The organism is Nonomuraea glycinis (genome assembly GCF_035920485.1).
GTDB classification, from domain to species: Bacteria; Actinomycetota; Actinomycetes; order Streptosporangiales; family Streptosporangiaceae; genus Nonomuraea; species Nonomuraea glycinis.
The window spans coordinates 5,798,584-5,814,435 of the sequence record NZ_CP109166.1 but is presented as its reverse complement, the minus strand read 5'-3'; the positions used below and the strand labels follow the sequence as shown (position 1 = coordinate 5,814,435).

General features: G+C 72.2%; 9 protein-coding genes. 6 read left to right on the top strand and 3 right to left on the bottom strand.

Features of this window, described 5'->3' with window-relative positions; all coding sequences use genetic code 11:
* Window positions 1-77: 77 nt before the first annotated feature.
* Entirely contained in the window at window positions 78-977 is a 900-nt protein-coding gene (locus tag OHA68_RS27275; protein ID WP_327102799.1) for a hydroxymethylglutaryl-CoA lyase, read from the bottom strand.
* Between the two features lie 72 nt (window positions 978-1,049).
* Between OHA68_RS27275 and OHA68_RS27270 the strand changes: the two genes are divergently transcribed.
* The 6 genes from OHA68_RS27270 to OHA68_RS27245 all read left to right on the top strand — a co-directional run bounded on the left by OHA68_RS27270 (window position 1,050) and on the right by OHA68_RS27245 (window position 13,074).
* Window positions 1,050-1,679, top strand: coding sequence for a GntR family transcriptional regulator (locus OHA68_RS27270; protein ID WP_327102798.1), 630 nt, complete (start codon window positions 1,050-1,052; stop codon window positions 1,677-1,679).
* Complete coding sequence (locus OHA68_RS27265) at window positions 1,679-2,875, top strand: CaiB/BaiF CoA transferase family protein (RefSeq protein ID WP_327102797.1); 1,197 nt, start codon at window positions 1,679-1,681, stop codon at window positions 2,873-2,875. The genes OHA68_RS27270 and OHA68_RS27265 overlap by 1 nt, the downstream gene beginning before the upstream one ends.
* A 17-nt stretch (window positions 2,876-2,892) precedes the next feature.
* Window positions 2,893-4,911 carry a hydantoinase/oxoprolinase family protein gene (locus OHA68_RS27260; protein ID WP_327102796.1) on the top strand — a complete coding sequence of 673 codons (2,019 nt, stop codon included), beginning with the start codon at window positions 2,893-2,895 and terminating at the stop codon, window positions 4,909-4,911.
* A complete protein-coding gene (locus tag OHA68_RS27255; protein ID WP_327102795.1) occupies window positions 4,908-6,755 on the top strand; it encodes a hydantoinase B/oxoprolinase family protein in 1,848 nt (615 codons plus the stop codon). Before OHA68_RS27260 ends, OHA68_RS27255 begins: the two co-directional genes overlap by 4 nt.
* Window positions 6,752-7,354 carry an isochorismatase family protein gene (locus OHA68_RS27250; protein ID WP_327102794.1) on the top strand — a complete coding sequence of 201 codons (603 nt, stop codon included), beginning with the start codon at window positions 6,752-6,754 and terminating at the stop codon, window positions 7,352-7,354. Before OHA68_RS27255 ends, OHA68_RS27250 begins: the two co-directional genes overlap by 4 nt.
* Before the next feature lie 230 nt (window positions 7,355-7,584).
* The gene (locus OHA68_RS27245; protein WP_327102793.1) at window positions 7,585-13,074 is read left to right on the top strand and encodes an ATP-binding protein; all 5,490 of its coding nucleotides are present in this window, start codon (window positions 7,585-7,587) and stop codon (window positions 13,072-13,074) included.
* Window positions 13,075-13,127: 53 nt separating this feature from the next.
* Here OHA68_RS27245 and OHA68_RS27240 read toward each other — a convergent pair whose 3' ends face one another.
* Together OHA68_RS27240 and OHA68_RS27235 are read right to left on the bottom strand one after the other, a co-directional pair.
* Window positions 13,128-13,754 (bottom strand): hypothetical protein, encoded by a 627-nt coding sequence (locus OHA68_RS27240; RefSeq protein WP_327102792.1) that lies wholly within the window; start codon window positions 13,752-13,754, stop codon window positions 13,128-13,130.
* A 350-nt stretch (window positions 13,755-14,104) separates the two neighbouring features.
* Entirely contained in the window at window positions 14,105-15,823 is a 1,719-nt protein-coding gene (locus OHA68_RS27235) for a DEAD/DEAH box helicase (RefSeq protein WP_327102791.1), read from the bottom strand.
* Window positions 15,824-15,852: the final 29 nt, after the last annotated feature.

Genomic DNA, 15,852 nt, shown 5'->3' with positions numbered 1-15,852 from the left:
GAACCCCCGCGCCGGTCGAAGGCCAAGGCTGAGAAGGTCCGCAGCGCCACCTGCCCACCGGGCCGCATCTGGAGAGGTCAGGTCGGTCCAGGACCGGGCGGCGGCCAGGGGGTCACGCGACCGAGCTGGGCGGGGACCGGTTTGCCCAGGTACCGCCCGATAGAGAGCCCCGCCTCGGCCACGGCGGACAGGGTGATGCCGGTGCCGACGCCCATCCGGTCCAGCAGGTAGACGAGGTCCTCGGTGGCGATGTTGCCCGTCGCCTCGGGGGCGAAGGGGCAGCCGCCGATGCCTCCGGCGCTGGCGTCCAGGGCGGCCGCCCCGGCCTCCAGAGCGGCCACGGCGTTGGCGTACCCGGTGCTGCGGGTGTTGTGGAAGTGGAAGCGCAGCGGCGCGGCGGTCACCTCACGCACGGCGGTGACCAGCCGGCGCACGTCGGCCGGGGTGCCCACGCCGATCGTGTCGGCCAGCGCCACCTCCTGCGCCCCCGGGCAGCGCGCCACCAGCGAGGCGACGTGGCCCGGGTCCACCTCGCCCTCGAACGGGCAGCCGAACGACGCCCCCACGGTCAGCGTCACGCCGAGCCCGGCGGCGCGGGCCCGCTCGGCGATGCCGCCGAAACCGTCGACGGCCCGGTCCACCGACATGCCCTGGTTGCGCCGGGAGAAGGTCTCGGTCGCCACGACGACGACGTTGACCTCGTCGACGCCGGTCTCCAGCGCCCGGTCCAGGCCGCGTTCGTTCAGCACCAGCCCGGCGTAGCGCAGGCCGGGCACGCGCGGGGCGCGGGCCATGACCTGCTCGGCGTCGGCCATCTGCGGGACCCGCCCGGGATGGACGAAGCTGACCGCCTCGATGCGGCGCACGCCCGCGGCGACGAGTGCCTCCAGGTAGGCGACCTTGGCCGCGGTGGGCACCTGCTCGGGCTCGTTCTGCAGGCCGTCGCGGGGACCGACCTCGATGACTTCTATCGCCACGTTGTATGCAATCTCTTGTCTTATGGAGTGTTGTGCGACAAGATGCTGCCACTTGAGCGAGGAGTTGTATACATGGCGGCCATTGATGATCTCAGAAGCCTCATCTTGGGCGGGCACTACGCTCCGGGTGACCGCCTGGGAGAGGTCGAGCTGGCCGAGACGCTGAACGTCAGCCGCACCCCCGTCCGGGAGGCGCTGCGCCGCCTGGAGGCGGAAGGGCTCGTCGAGGTCACCACGAACAAGGGCGCCCGGGTGGTCGAGTATCCCCGCGTCGACCTGGAGACGATTTTCGAGCTGCGCGCCCGGGTCGAAGGACTGGCCGCCCGCCAGGCGGCCACGACCGCCGCGCAGGACGACGTCGACCGCCTGCACGCGGTGGCGGTGGAGCTGCGCGAGCACGCCGCGCGCGGCGACATCGACGCCGTCTACCGGCTCAACTCCGAGTTCCACCAGAGCCTGGTCCGGCTCGGCGGCAGCACCCTGCTGGTCCAGTCGATCAGCATGCTGATCCACTCTCCCGTCCTGCTGCGCACGTACGGCTCCTTCGACGAGGAGGCCATGGCACGCAGCGTCAACCACCACCTCGAGATCACGGCGGCCATCCGCGCCGGCGATCCCGACTGGGCCGAGGCGGTCATGACGGCCCACCTGTTCTCGGCCCGCGCGTCCTTGCTGGGCCCACGCAACCAGGAGAAGAAGTGATGAGGGGACTCCCGCTCGGTGACATCCGGGTCGTGGAACTGGGGCAGTTGCTCGCCGGACCGTTCTGCGGCCAGCTGCTCGGCGACTTCGGCGCCGAGGTGATCAAGGTCGAGGACCCGGGCAAGGGCGACCCGATGCGCCAGTGGGGCCGGGAGAAGCCGCACGGCAAGTCCCTGTGGTGGCCGGTCGTGGCCCGCAACAAGAAGTCCGTGACCTGCGACCTGCGCACCGAGGCGGGCCAGGACCTCGTGCGCCGGCTGGTCGAGCGGGCCGACGTGCTGCTGGAGAACTTCCGGCCCGGCACCCTCGAACGCTGGGGCATGTCACCGGAGCGGCTGCACGAGATCAACCCCCGGCTGGTGATCACCCGGGTGACCGGCTTCGGCCAGACCGGCCCGTACGCGCCGCGCGCCGGCTACGGATCGATCGGCGAGGCGATGGGCGGCATCCGCTACGTGACCGGCGACCCCGGCCTGCCCCCCTCGCGCGCCGGCGTCTCCCTGGGCGACTCGCTGGCCGCCACCTACGCCTGCATCGGCACCCTCGTCGCCCTGCACGAGCGTGAGAACAGCGGCCAGGGCCAGGTCGTCGACTCGGCGATCTACGAGTCGGTGCTGGCCATGATGGAGTCGCTGGTGCCGGAGTGGCAGCAGGCCGGCTACCAGCGCGAACGCACCGGGCCCGTGCTGCCGAACGTCGCGCCCAGCAACGTCTATCCCACCAAGGACGGCGACAGCATCCTCATCGCCGCCAACCAGGACAGCGTGTTCAGCCGCCTGGCGGCCGCCATGGGCCGGCCGGAGCTGGCCGCGGACGAGCGCTACGCCACCCACGGCGCCCGTGGCGCGAACATGGGCGAGCTCGACGACCTGATCGGCAGATGGACGGCGCGGCTGCCCGCCCAGGAGCTGCTCGACCTGCTGCACGCGGGCGGCGTGCCGGCCGGGCGGATCTACCGCGCGGCGGACATGTTCGACGACCCGCACTTCGCCGCCCGCGAGGCCATCGTCCGGGTCCAGCACCCCGACTTCGGCGAGCTGGCCATGCAGAACGTCGCGCCGAAACTGTCGGCCTCCCCCGGCGCGGTCCGGACCGCGGGACCGGCCCTGGGCGCGCACAACCAGGAGATCTACCACGAACTACTCGGTCTCACCCCCGAGGAGCTGGATCGGCTCACGGCCGACGGAATCATCTAGCGACAAGGAGCGTCGCCATGCGTTACCGCCTCGGCGTGGACGTCGGAGGAACCTTCACCGACATCCTGCTCATCGACGAGCACTCCGGGCGCAGCTACCGCGCCAAGACCGCATCAACCCCCCAAGATCAGTCGATCGGCGTCCTCGCCGGTCTCGAGAAGGCATGCGCCGAGGCGGGCGTCGAGCCCGCCGAGATCGGCGAGATCCTGCACGGCACCACCGTCGCGACCAACGCCATCCTGGAGGGCAAGGGCGCCAGGGTCGGCCTGGTCACCACCGTGGGGTTCCGGCAGGTGCTCCAGATCGCCCGCTCCTACGTGCCGGGCGGCCTGGCCGGCTGGATCATCTGGCCCAAGCCCGAACCGCTCGCCGCCCTGGAGGACACGGTCGAGGCGATCGAGCGGATCGCCGCCGACGGCTCGCTCGTCACCCCGCTCGACGAGGACGACCTCCGGCTCAAGCTCCGCCGCCTGCGTGGCGTCGAGGCGCTCGCGGTCTGCCTCATCCACTCCTACGCCGACGACACGCACGAGCGGAGGGTGGCCGCGCTCGCCGCCGAGGAGCTGCCCGGCGTGCCGGTCTCGATCTCCTCGGCGGTGCTGCCCGAGATGCGGGAGTACGAGCGGACCATCACGACCGTGGCCAACGCCTACGTCCAGCCCCAGGTCGCCGGCTACGTCGCCAACCTGGCGGCGAAGACCGCCGGCAGCGGCGTGGACGGCCGGCTCTCCATCCTGCGCAGCGACGGCGGCCTGTCGTCGGTCGCGGGTGCCGCGGCCGAGCCGGTCAACCTGCTGCTGTCCGGCCCGGCCGGCGGCGTGACCGGCGCCACCTGGTTCGCCGAACAGGCCGGGTTCCACGACTTCCTGACCTTCGACATGGGCGGCACCTCCACCGACGTGGCGCTCGTGGAGAACCTGCGACCCAGGATCGGCCGCGAGACGCGGGTCCGCGACCTGGTCGTCCGCTCCGCCTCGGTGGACGTACGGACGGTCGGCGCCGGAGGCGGGTCCATCGCGCACGTCCCCGCGCTGACCCGCGCCCTGCGGGTCGGGCCGCAGTCGGCCGGCGCCGTGCCGGGCCCCGCCGCCTACGGCCGCGGCGGCGAGGAGCCGACCGTGACCGACGCCAACGTGGTGCTCGGCTACCTGCCGACCCGGCTGGCCGGCGGCGAGATCGAGCTCGACCGGGACCGGGCCCGCCAGGCGGTGGGCAAGCTGGCCGAGGCCATGGGCCTGCCATCGGTGGAGGCCGCGGCCCAGGGCATCGTGGACATCGTCAACGAGAACATGTTCGGCGCGCTCCGGCTCGTCTCCATCCAGCAGGGCTACGACCCGCGTGACTTCGCGCTCGTCGCCTTCGGTGGCGCCGGCCCGCTGCACGCCAACGCCCTCGGCAAGCTGACGGGCTCCTGGCCGGTCATCATCCCGCCCTCCCCCGGCGTGCTCTGCGCGTACGGCGACGCCACCACCAGCCTGCGGGACGAGGCCGCCCGCACCTACATCCGCCGCTTCTCCCAGCTGACCGACACCGAGCTCAAGGAACTCCTCACCGAGCTGGCCGAGGCCGCCACCCGCGACCTCGAATCCGACGTGGCCGAGATCGTCTACCAGGTGGACGTCCGCTACCACGGCCAGGGCTTCGAGATCCCGATCACCGTCGACCTCGACACCGGAATGAAGGCGCTCGGCGAGCGGTTCGACGCCGAGCACGAACGGCTCTTCTCCTTCCTGCTCGGCAACGAGCACGAGCTCGTCAGCGCCCGGGCGATGGTCAGCGGCCCGCGCCCGAACGTCCAGCCGATCCAGCTGGAGCAGGCCACCGCCGACCCCGAGCCGGTCGGCAGCCACGACGTCTGGATCGACGGAGGCTGGACGACCGCCGCCGAGTACGACCGGACGGCGCTGCGCGCGGGATCAGTGGTCACCGGCCCCGCGATCGTCGTCGAGATGGACTCCACCACGCTGATCCTGCCCGGGCACGCCGCCCGCGTGCACGAGAGCGGCTGCCTGCTGATTCGCCCCCTGGAGGCATGATGGCCCAGATCATCGAGACCGCGACGGCACCGCTCGCCCGCGTGCCCGTCGACCCCATCACTCTCGACATCGTCGAGAACGCGCTGCGCAACGCCCGCCACGAGATGGACGAGGTGCTCTTCCGCACGGCGCTGTCCCCCGGCATCCGCGAGCAGCACGACGAGTTCCCGCTGATCGGCGACCCGTCGGGGCGGATGGTCGTGGGCCAGTTCGGGCTGTCCATCCCGGCGCTGCTCGACCGGTTCGACGGGACCATCGAGGAGGGCGACGTCCTGCTCACCTCCGACCCCTACTCCTGTGACGGCGCCATCAGCCACGCCAACGACTGGCTGGTCGTGATGCCCATCTTCGTCGACGGCAGGGTCGTCGGCTGGTCGTCGATGTTCGGCCACATGTCCGACGTGGGCGGCAAGACCGCCTGCTCGATGCCGACCGACGCGCGCACCATCTACGAGGAGGGCGTCGTCATCCCGCCCTTCAAGCTCTACGCCAAGGGCGTGCTGAACGAGGACGCGCTGCGCGTCATCCTCAACCAGGTGCGCCAGCCCGACTGGAACCGCGCCGACCTCAACGGCATCGTGGCGGCGTGCCGCACCGCCTCGCGGCGCATCCAGGAACTGTGCGCCCGGTTCGGCGCCGAGACCTACACCTCCGCGCTGGAGGCGCTGCTGCGGCGCAACTACGACGCCATGAAGGTGCTGCTCGCCACCCTCTTCGAGGACGGCGAGACGCTCACCTTCACCGACTACATCTGCGACGACGGCCGCGGCCACGGCCCGTTCAAGCTGGTGCTGTCGCTCACCCGCACCGGTGAGAAGGTGCTGCTCGACTTCACCGGCAGCGCCCCGCAGGCCGAGGGGCCGATCAACTACTACATCAACGAGAACCTCGCCCGGATGTTCTTCGGCATCTACCTGATCACCGTGGCCGACCCGCAGATCCTCTGGAACGACGGCTTCTACCCGCTGGTGGACGTGCGCATCCCCGACGGCAGCTTCTGGAAGCCGGCTTTCCCGGCCGCGCTCAACGGCCGCAACCACGGCATCGGCCGGCTGTTCGACCTGTTCGGCGGGCTGCTCGGGCAGAAGACGCCCGAGCTGCTCAACGCCGCCGGCTTCTCCTCCTCACCCCACTTCATGTACGCGGGTGACGGGTTCCAGCTCTACTCCATCGGCTTCGGCGGCATCCCCGGCAGGCCGATCGGCGACGGGCCCGACGGGCACTCGCTGTGGCCGTCGTTCACCAACATCCCGTGCGAGTTCCTGGAGTCGTACTATCCGCTGCGGATCGAGCGCTGGGAGACCGTCGCCGACACCGGCGGCGCGGGCCTGCACCGCGGCGGCAACGGCGTGGACGTCGCCTACCGCTTCCTCAAGCCGGGCACGATCGCCATCCACGACGACCGCTGGCTCACCTACCCGTGGGGCGTCAACGGCGGCGAGCCAGGAGCGCGCGGGCGCAAGTGGATCGAGCGGGCCTCGGGTGAGGTCGAGATCCTGCCGAGCAAGGTCCACGACGTCGAGGTACGGCCGGACGACGTGCTGCACTTCGTCACCTGGGGCGGCGGCGGGTGGGGCGACCCACTGGCCCGCGATCCCGGCCTGGTCGGCCTGGAGGTCAGGCGCGGGCTGGTGACCCCCGGCGGAGCACGCCGCTTCGGCGTGGTGTGCGCCGCCGACGGCACGATCGACGACGAGGCCACGGCCGGGCTGCGCGAGCGGCTGCGTACGGGCAGAGGCGAGCTGCCGGTGTTCGACATGGGCCCGCCGCTGGCGGAGATCCTCGCCCGCTGCGAGGAGGAGACCGGCCTGCCCGCTCCCACACCGCCGCCGGTCCGGGTGTGATCAGGCCCCATGAGGAGGTGTTCGGGCGTTCGCTGGAGTTCGGCGAGCGCCCGGCGCTGATCCTCATCGACCTGATGCGCGCCTACTTCGAGCCGGGCGCCGAGCTGTACCTCGGCTCGCGCGACTGCCTCGACGCGGCGGCCCGGGTGCTGGCCGCCGCCCGCACGGCCGGCGTGCCGGTCGTGCACACCCGGGTGGCGTACGGCCCCGGCGGGATCGACGGCGGCCTGTTCTTCCGCAAGGTCGCGCCGCTGCGGCACCTGGTCGGCGACCACCCGCTCGGCGCGCTCATGCCCGAGGTCGCACCGGAGCCGGCCGAGCTGGTGATCGTCAAGCAGTACGCGAGCGCGTTCTTCGGCAGCCCGCTCGCCTCGGCGCTGACCGCGTCGCGGGTGGACACCCTGGTGATCGCCGGGGTGTCCACCAGCGGATGCGTGCGGGCGACCGCCGTGGACGCCATCCAGCACGGGTTCGTGCCGATCGTGGTGCGCCAGGCCGTGGGAGACCGCGCACCGGGCCCCCACGAAGCCGGCCTCTTCGACATCCAGGCGAAGTACGGCGAGGTCTGGGAGGAGGCCGACGTCATCGCCAGACTCTGAGACGGCGGATCGCCGGTACTGCAGGACGATGCGGTCAGAACGGTGCCGCCAGACCGGTGCCGCCAGGTGGATTCGGCACCATCTTGGCACACCGGCCATGCGGTGGCGTTTGTGCGATCCCCCCAACTCCGGCGGCGAAACACGCTTAGCCCCCGCCATTCCGGTCACCACGGGCACCCGAGAGGATGGATTCGGACGGTCATGTTCTCCGAGTTCGAAGGGCCCGCTCAGTGTTCAGTCGTGTCGCCATCGTCAACCGTGGTGAAGCCGCCATGCGGCTCATCCATGCCGTTCGGGATCTAGCCGCGGAGACGGGGACACGGATCGAGACCGTCGCCCTCTATACGGACTCCGACCGTACGGCCACCTTCGTGCGCGAGGCGGACATCGCCTACGACCTGGGGCCCGCCGCGAAGCGGCCCTACCTGGACCACGACGTGCTCAGGCGAGCCCTGGTGGAGACCGGCGCGGACGCGGCCTGGGTCGGCTGGGGGTTCGTGGCGGAGGATCCGGCGTTCGCCGAGTTGTGCGCCGAGATCGGCGTGACGTTCGTCGGCCCGAGCGCCGAGGCGATGCGCAAGCTGGGCGACAAGATCGGCTCGAAGCTGATCGCCGAAGAGGTCGGCGTGCCCGTCGCGCCGTGGAGCCGCGGCCCGGTGGACACGCTGGCGGCGGCCAAGGTGGCGGCGGACCGGATCGGCTACCCGTTGATGCTGAAGGCGACGGCGGGCGGCGGTGGCCGCGGCATCCGGATGGTCGCCGACGCCGCCGAGCTGACCCAGGCGTACGAGCTGACGCGGCAGGAGGCCGCGCGCGCGTTCGGCAGCGGCGTGGTGTTCCTGGAGCGCCTGGTGACGGGCGCCCGGCACGTCGAGGTGCAGGTGATCGCGGACGGTCAGGGCACCGCGTGGGCGCTGGGCGTGCGCGACTGCTCCGTGCAGCGGCGCAACCAGAAGATCATCGAGGAGTCGGCCTCCCCCGTTCTCGCCGCCGATCAGGTCGCCGAGCTCAAGGCGGCGGCCGAGCGGCTCGTGCTGGCGGTGGACTACCAGGGCGCGGGCACCGTCGAGTTCCTCTACCACCCCGGTGAGCGGCTGTTCGCGTTCCTGGAGGTGAACACGCGCCTGCAGGTCGAGCACCCGATCACCGAGATCACCACCGGCGTCGACCTGGTGAAGGCCCAGTTGCACGTCGCGGCGGGCGGCAAGCTCGAAGGCGAGGCGCCCGAGGAATGGGGGCACGCCGTCGAGGCGCGGCTCAACGGCGAGGACCCCGACCGCGACTTCGCCCCCTCCCCCGGCCGGATCGCCCGGCTGGCGCTGCCCAGCGGCCCCGGCATCCGGGTGGACACCGGGTTCAGCGAGGGGGACACGATCCCCGCCGACTTCGACTCGATGATCGCCAAGATCATCGCGCACGGCCGGGACCGCACGGAGGCGCTGGCCCGCCTGCGCCGGGCGATGACGCAGACGACCGTCATCATCGAGGGCGGCGTGACGAACAAGGGCTTCGTCCGCATGCTGCTGGACGAGCCCGCGGTGATCGACGGGTCCGCCGACACCGGCTGGATCGACCGCGTCCGCGCCCAGGGCGCCCTGGTGTCGCACCAGCACTCCGCGATCGCGCTGATCGCCGCCGCCGTCGAGGCGTACGAGGACGAGGAGGCCGTGACACGGCAGCGTTTCCTGGCCACCGCGCACGGCGGCCGGCCGCAGTCGCAGCACGAGAGCGGCCGCGCGCTGGAGCTGAAGCTCCGCGACGTCGGCTACCGCGTCCAGGTCGCCCGCACCGGCGGCCACCGGTTCCGCGTCGGCCTGTCGGCGGGCGGTCCCGAGCACGTGGTCGACGTCGACATCGAGCGCTTCGACGAGCACACCGGCCAGATCATCGTGAACGGTGTCCGCTTCAAGGTCGTCACGAGCACGCACGGCCCGATCCACCTGGTCGAGGTCGACGGCGTCACGCACCGGATCAGCCGCGACGAGGGCGGCATCGTCCGCTCGCCCGTGCCCGCGCTCGTGGTGGCCACCCCGCTGCAGGCGGGCGACGAGGTCGAGGCCGGGGCGCCGCTGCTCGTGGTCGAGAGCATGAAGATGGAGACGGTGCTGCGCGCGCCGTTCCGCGGCCGGGTGCGGGAGCTCGCCGTGTCGGTCGGCAGCCAGGTGGAGGCGGGTGCCCGCCTGCTGCGCCTGGAGCCGCTGGGTGACGACGACGAGGCGGCCGGTCCCGCGGCCGCGACCAAGGAGGTCGAGCTGGACCTGCCGGCCGAGCCGGCGAACGTGCCCGCGGCCGAGCGGGCCGCGCGTGGCCTGCAGGACCTGCGCAGCCTCCTGCTGGGCTTCGACATCGACTCGCAGGACGAGCAGCGCCTGCTCACCACTTACCTGGCCGCGCGCGCCGAGCTCGTCGCGCGGGGCGGGCACGAGCTGGCCGGCGAGGTCGAGCTGCTGCGCCTGTTCGCCGACCTGGGCGAGCTGAGCCGCAACCGCCCCGCGGGCGAGGACTCCAAGTCCGACTCCGCAGTGCACAGCCCTCGTGAGTACTTCCACACCTACCTGCAGTTCCTCGACCCGGACCGGGCCGGGCTGTCGAAGACCTTCCAGCAGCGGCTCACGCAGGTGCTGTCCCATTACGGCGTCGACGGCCTGGACCGCACGCCGGAGCTGGAGGACGCGGTCTTCCGGATCTTCCTGGCCCAGCGGCGCGCGTCCGCCGACGTCGCCGTGGTGACGACCCTGCTGCGCCAGTGGGTGGCGGAGGGCCCGCCCACCGAGGCGGAGCGCGTCACCGTCGGCCTGGCGCTGGAGCACCTGGTCGCCGCCACCCAGGTCCGGTTCCCGGCCGTCGCGGACCTGGCGCGCGGCGTGGTGTTCGCCTGGTTCGCCCAGCCAGTGCTGCGCCGCACCCGCGCCAAGGTCTACACGGCCGTACGCAAGCACCTGCGCCACCTCGACCAGCACCCCGACGCGCCCGACCGGGCCGAGCGGATCTCCGCGATGGTCGCCAGCCCCGAGCCGCTCGTCCGGCTGGTCGGCCAGCGGATCGGCCGCGAAGGCGTGGACCCGCTGCCGCTGCTGGAGGTGCTGAGCCGCCGCTACTACGGCAACCGCGCGCTGCGCGACATCCGGGCGAGCAGGATGGTCGGCTGCACGTTCGTCGTCGCCGACCACCGCACCGCGGCCGGTGACGGCCGGGTCGTGACCACCGCGGTCGACTTCCAGGCGCTGCCGGAGGCGGTCAAGGCGGTCGACGAGTTCGCCCGGGACGGCGAGCTGGTGGCCGACGTCTACCTGTCCTGGCCGGACGGCCCGAGCGACCCCGATGAGATGGCCACCCGCCTGCGCGCGGTGCTGGTGGCGCAGCAGCCGTCGAACCGGGTCAGCCGCATCACCACGACCGTCGCGGGCAACAGCGGCGCCGTCATGCACCACCACTTCACCTTCCGGCCCTCTCCTGAGGGCTTCGTGGAGGAGCGGCTGCTGCGCGGGCTGCACCCGCGCATCGCCGAGCGGATGCAGCTGGAGCGGCTGCGCGCCTTCGACCTCACCCGGCTGCCCTCGCCCGACGAGGAGGTCTACCTCTTCCGGGCGGCGGCCCGGCAGAACCCGTCCGACGAGCGTCTTGTCGCCCTGGGGCAGGTCCGCGACCTGACCCCGCTGCGCGACGACGACGGCAGGCTGGTCGCGCTGCCCGCCGCCGAGGACACCCTGACCACCTGCCTGGACGCCATCCGCCGAGCCAGGAAGCCCGGCGCGAAGACGTCCGCCACGAACCGGATCGTCATCTACGTGTGGCCGCCGACCGACTTCTCGCCGGAGGACCTCAACACCGTGGCCAAGCGCGTGCTGCCGGCCACGGCGGGCGCGGGCCTGGAGGAGGTGCTGTTCCTCGGCCGGCGCCGCGACAGCGCCACCGGCGAGCTCGTCGACATCGCCGTCCGGATCGGCTACGACGTCGGCTCCGGCGTGCAGTTGTCCGTCGTGCCGCCGCCGACCGAGCCCATCGAGCCGCTGGACGACTACCGCCAGGAAGTGCTGCGCGCGCACAGCCGGGGCACCCACTACCCGTACGAGCTGACCGGCATGCTCGCCGGGCCGTTCGGCTCGTTCACCGAGTACGACCTGGACGAGCAGGCGAAGCTGGTGCCGGTGAACCGCCCCAAGGGGCGCAACACCGCCGCGCTCGTCGCGGGGGTGGTGAGCACGCCCACGCCGCGCCACCCGGAGGGCATGACCCGCGTCGTGCTGCTGGGCGACCCGACGAAGGCGCTCGGCGCGGTGTCCGAGCCCGAGTGCGCGCGGGTGATCGCCGCGCTCGACCTGGCCGAGCGGATGCGGGTGCCGCTGGAGTGGTTCGCGCTGTCCGCGGGCGCCCGGATCTCGATGTCGTCCGGCACCGAGAACATGGACTGGGTGGCCGCCGCGCTGAAGCGGATCGTGACCTTCACCCAGGACGGCGGCGAGATCAACGTCGTGGTCGCGGGCATCAACGTCGGCGCCCAGCCCTACTGGAACGCCGAGGCCACGATGCTCATGCACACCAAGGGCATCCTGGTGATGACACCGGACTCGGCGATGGTGCTGACCGGCAAGCAGTCGCTCGACTTCTCCGGCGGCGTGTCCGCCGAGGACAACCACGGCATCGGCGGCTACGACCGGATCATGGGCCCGAACGGCCAGGCCCAATACTGGGCGCCGGACATCCGGGGCGCGATGGACGTCCTGATGTCGCACTACGAGCACAGCTACGTCGCGCCGGGCGAGAGCGGGCCGCGCAAGACGGTCACCAGCGACCCGGTGGACCGCGACGTGTCGACGTTCCCGCACGCCGCGCCGGACAGCGACTTCACCACGGTGGGCGAGATCTTCTCCGTCGAGTCCAACCCGGACCGCAAGAAGCCCTTCGACATCCGTACGGTCATGCGCGCGCTGGCCGATCAGGACCACCCGGTGCTGGAGCGGTGGGCGGGCATGGCGGACGCGGACACCGCCGCGGTCCAGGATGTCCACCTCGGCGGTCAGCCGGTGTGCCTGCTGGGCATCGAGTCCCGGTCGGTGCCGCGGCGCGGCTTCCCGCCCACCGACGGCCCGGACACCTACACCGCGGGCACCTTGTTCCCGCAGTCGTCCAGAAAGGCCGCCCGGGCCATCAACGCCGCCAGCGGCAACCGCCCGCTGGTCGTGCTGGCCAACCTGTCGGGGTTCGACGGGTCGCCCGAGTCGATGCGCAAGCTGCAGCTGGAGTACGGCGCGGAGATCGGCCGCGCGGTGGTGAACTTCAAGGGCCCGATCGTGTTCTGCGTGATCTCGCGCTACCACGGCGGCGCCTTCGTGGTGTTCTCCAAGGCGCTCAACCCGAACCTGACCGTGCTCGCGGTCGAGGGCTCGTTCGCCTCGGTGCTCGGCGGCGCTCCGGCCGCCGCGGTGGTCTTCGCGCGTGACGTCGACAAGCGGACCGGCAACGACCCGCGCGTGCGGGCGCTCGCCGCCCGCGCCGCGGAGGCGCCGGCCGCCACGCGCGCCGCGCTGGCCGCCGAACTCGCCGAGCTGCGGTCGTCCGTACGGGCGGAGAAGCTCACCGAGGTGGCCACCGAGTTCGACCGGGTGCACAGCATCCAGCGAGCGGTCGACGTCGGCTCGGTGGACGCGATCATCAGCGGCGCCGAGCTGCGGCCGCGGATCATCGAGGCGATCGAGAAGGGCCTCGCCCGGCGGTCCTGACCCGCTCCGGCAACCGGACGCCCGCGCCTGACCGGTGCGGGCGTCCGGCGTTCTCAGTCAGCGATGTAGCTGATCGAGCGAACCTCGTGGCCCCGGGTCTTCGAGCCGCGTACGTGCATGAACATCGCGCCGCCGTCGTAGGAGTAAGCGCACGAGTAGCCCTTCGGCTCCTTCGAGCAGCCCTGCCAGTGGTGGGTGACGCCGCGCGGGTCGTACGTCACCTTGAACAGGGTCTTGACCGCGCCGGTGCCCGCGACCTCCAGGGCGCTGTACCTGTCGGCCCGCTTCCAGGCGGTGAACAGGTGCGCGGCCGCGGCGGACGGCTTGACGACGTGCCGCGACAGGTAAACCTTGGTGACCTTCGAGCCGGTCACGACCATCGCGATGCCGTTGAGCCCGCCGGGCACCCGCACGCTGGTGTGGACGTACCGGCACACGTTGCCGGCGCAGCCGGCGAAGCGGTCGGGCGCGCGGTAGACGTAGGTGAAGATCTTGGCGACGGCGGCGGGAGTGGCCACCTTCGCGGCGGCCGTGCGGTCGCCGGCCTGCCAGGCGCGGAACAGGCCGTTCGCCGCCTTGCCGGGGGCGGCGGACAGGGGAGAAGCGGAGGCGGCGGGGGTGAGCGTCAGGGCCGCGGCCACCGCGAGAACGGTGCCGCCCAGAGCCAGTCGTTTGAACACAGGTTGACCTTAGACGCAGCGCCTTGCGCGGCGTTTGCCCTCGGCTTGCACGGCACCGACGCCGGTGAAAACACGGTCAAGGCGCGGGCGGGAAACCCTGTGGAGATGGTTCTGGAGAAAGTCGCGGGGGGAGGTAGAGCAGACGAGAACAGAGGAGGGATCACCATGTCAGTTCTGCGCTTTCTGACCATGACGTTCAGCGGACGGTCGGCTGACCCGCCCGATCTCTATCCCGACGACGACAGCGGGTCGTCACACCACCGCCGCCGTCGCCACCGCTGACGGATACCCGGCCGCTCACCCCGCCTGCGCCCCCGCCGCGGGGCGGGGGAAGTGGCGGGGGCGTCCTGTCAGCGGGGTCGTCTGCTGCGGGTGTCCCGCTCGCGGCGGACCGTCGGCCGCCTGCCCTTGATGGTGGCCCGCCGGAGGGCGTCGATCACCTCGTCGGCCGCCTCCTGCGGCACCTCCACCAGCGAGAACCGGTCGGCGATCTCGATCGCGCCGATGTCGCGGCCGCTCAGGCTCGACTCGCCGGCGATCGCACCGACCAGGTCCTGCGGCCGGATGCCGGCGCTGCGCCCCACGCTGAAGAACAGGCGCGCCATGCCACTCGCCGGCCCGCGACCGTACCGCTCGCGGTCCTGGCCGCCGCCCTCCCGCTGCCCACGCCGCTGGTCCACGGAGCGCTGGGCCACCTCGGGGATCTCCTGCTCGTCGAGCGCGGCCCCGCTGGCCTCGTGGGCCAGCTTGACCGCGGCGAGCGCCACCTCCATGAGGTCGAACTCGTCGGCGAGCGACTCGACCACGACGTGGAAGGGCTCCAGGTCGTCCTGGAGGAGGCATTCCTCCAGCGCGGCCCGGGTCAGCTCCATCCGGCGCGCGTGCAGGTCGGCGACGCTCGGCAGCCGCTCCATCTGGATCCGCTGCTTGGTCACCCGCTCGATCGCCTTGAGCATGCGGTGCTCGCGCGGCTCCACCAGGGTCAGGGCGACCCCCTCGCGGCCGGCGCGGCCCACCCTGCCGATGCGGTGCACGTACGCCTCGGGCGCGGACGGGACGTTGTAGTTGACGACGTGGGTGAGCTGCTCGATGTCGAGGCCGCGCGCCGCCACGTCGGTGGCGATGAGCAGGTCGGCGGTGCCGCTCCGCAGCCGCGACATCACCCGGTCGCGCTGCTCCTGCTCCATCCCGCCGTGCAGCGCCTCGGCACGGTAGCCGCGCCCGTTCATCGCCTCGGTGAGCTGGTCGACCTCGTCGCGGGTGCGGCAGAAGATGATCGCCGCCGTCGGCGCCTCGATGTCGAGGAGGCGGCCGAGCGCCGCGGGCTTGTGCGCCCTGGCGACGAGGTAGGCGCTCTGCTCCACCAGCGGCGTCGACTCGCGCTCCGCCGCCGTGCGCCCCATCTCGATCCGTACCGGGTCCCGCAGGTGGCGGCGGGCGATCCCGTCGATGCGCGGCGGCAGCGTCGCGGAGAACAGCACGGTCTGCCGGTCCTCGGGCGTCGCGGCGAGGATGGCCTCGATGTCGTCGGCGAAGCCCATGTCGAGCATCTCGTCCGCCTCGTCCAGCACGACGGTACGCAGGCCCTCCAGGTCGAGCGTCCCCCGGCCGATGTGGTCCAGGGCCCGGCCCGGCGTCGCGACCACGACGTCCACCCCGCGCTTGAGCGCCTGCAACTGCCGGCCGATGGGCGCGCCGCCGTAGATCGGCAGCACCCGGGCGCCCATGATGCGGCCATACCGGTGGAAGGCCTCCGAGACCTGGATGGCCAGCTCCCGCGTGGGCACGAGCACCAGCGTCGTGGGCCCGCCCTCACTGCCGGCGTGCAGCATGCGCTGCAGCACGGGCAGCGCGAACGCCGCGGTCTTGCCGGTGCCCGTCGCCGCCTGGCCGAGCAGGTCATGCCCCTCGACCAGCGGCGGGATCGTCTCCCGCTGGATCGGGGTGGGCTCTTCGTACCCCAGCCCGGACAGCACGTCCAGGAGCTCGGATCGGAGCCCCAGATCGGCGAAGCTGGTCTCGCCTCCGGTCGCGTTCATATCCGTCGCCGACTCATCAGGAACTCCCATACCTACGCCCATACTCCCTGCTACCGGTC

Bases quoted from the DNA above. Each gene is read 5' to 3' on its own strand.
- OHA68_RS27270 (WP_327102798.1), top strand. From the start codon at position 1,050: ATGGCGGCCATTGATGATCTCAGAAGCCTCATCTTGGGCGGGCACTAC.
- OHA68_RS27265 (WP_327102797.1), top strand. From the start codon at position 1,679: ATGAGGGGACTCCCGCTCGGTGACATCCGGGTCGTGGAACTGGGGCAG.
- OHA68_RS27260 (WP_327102796.1), top strand. From the start codon at position 2,893: ATGCGTTACCGCCTCGGCGTGGACGTCGGAGGAACCTTCACCGACATC.
- OHA68_RS27255 (WP_327102795.1), top strand. From the start codon at position 4,908: ATGATGGCCCAGATCATCGAGACCGCGACGGCACCGCTCGCCCGCGTG.
- OHA68_RS27235 (WP_327102791.1), bottom strand. From the start codon at position 15,823: ATGGGAGTTCCTGATGAGTCGGCGACGGATATGAACGCGACCGGAGGC.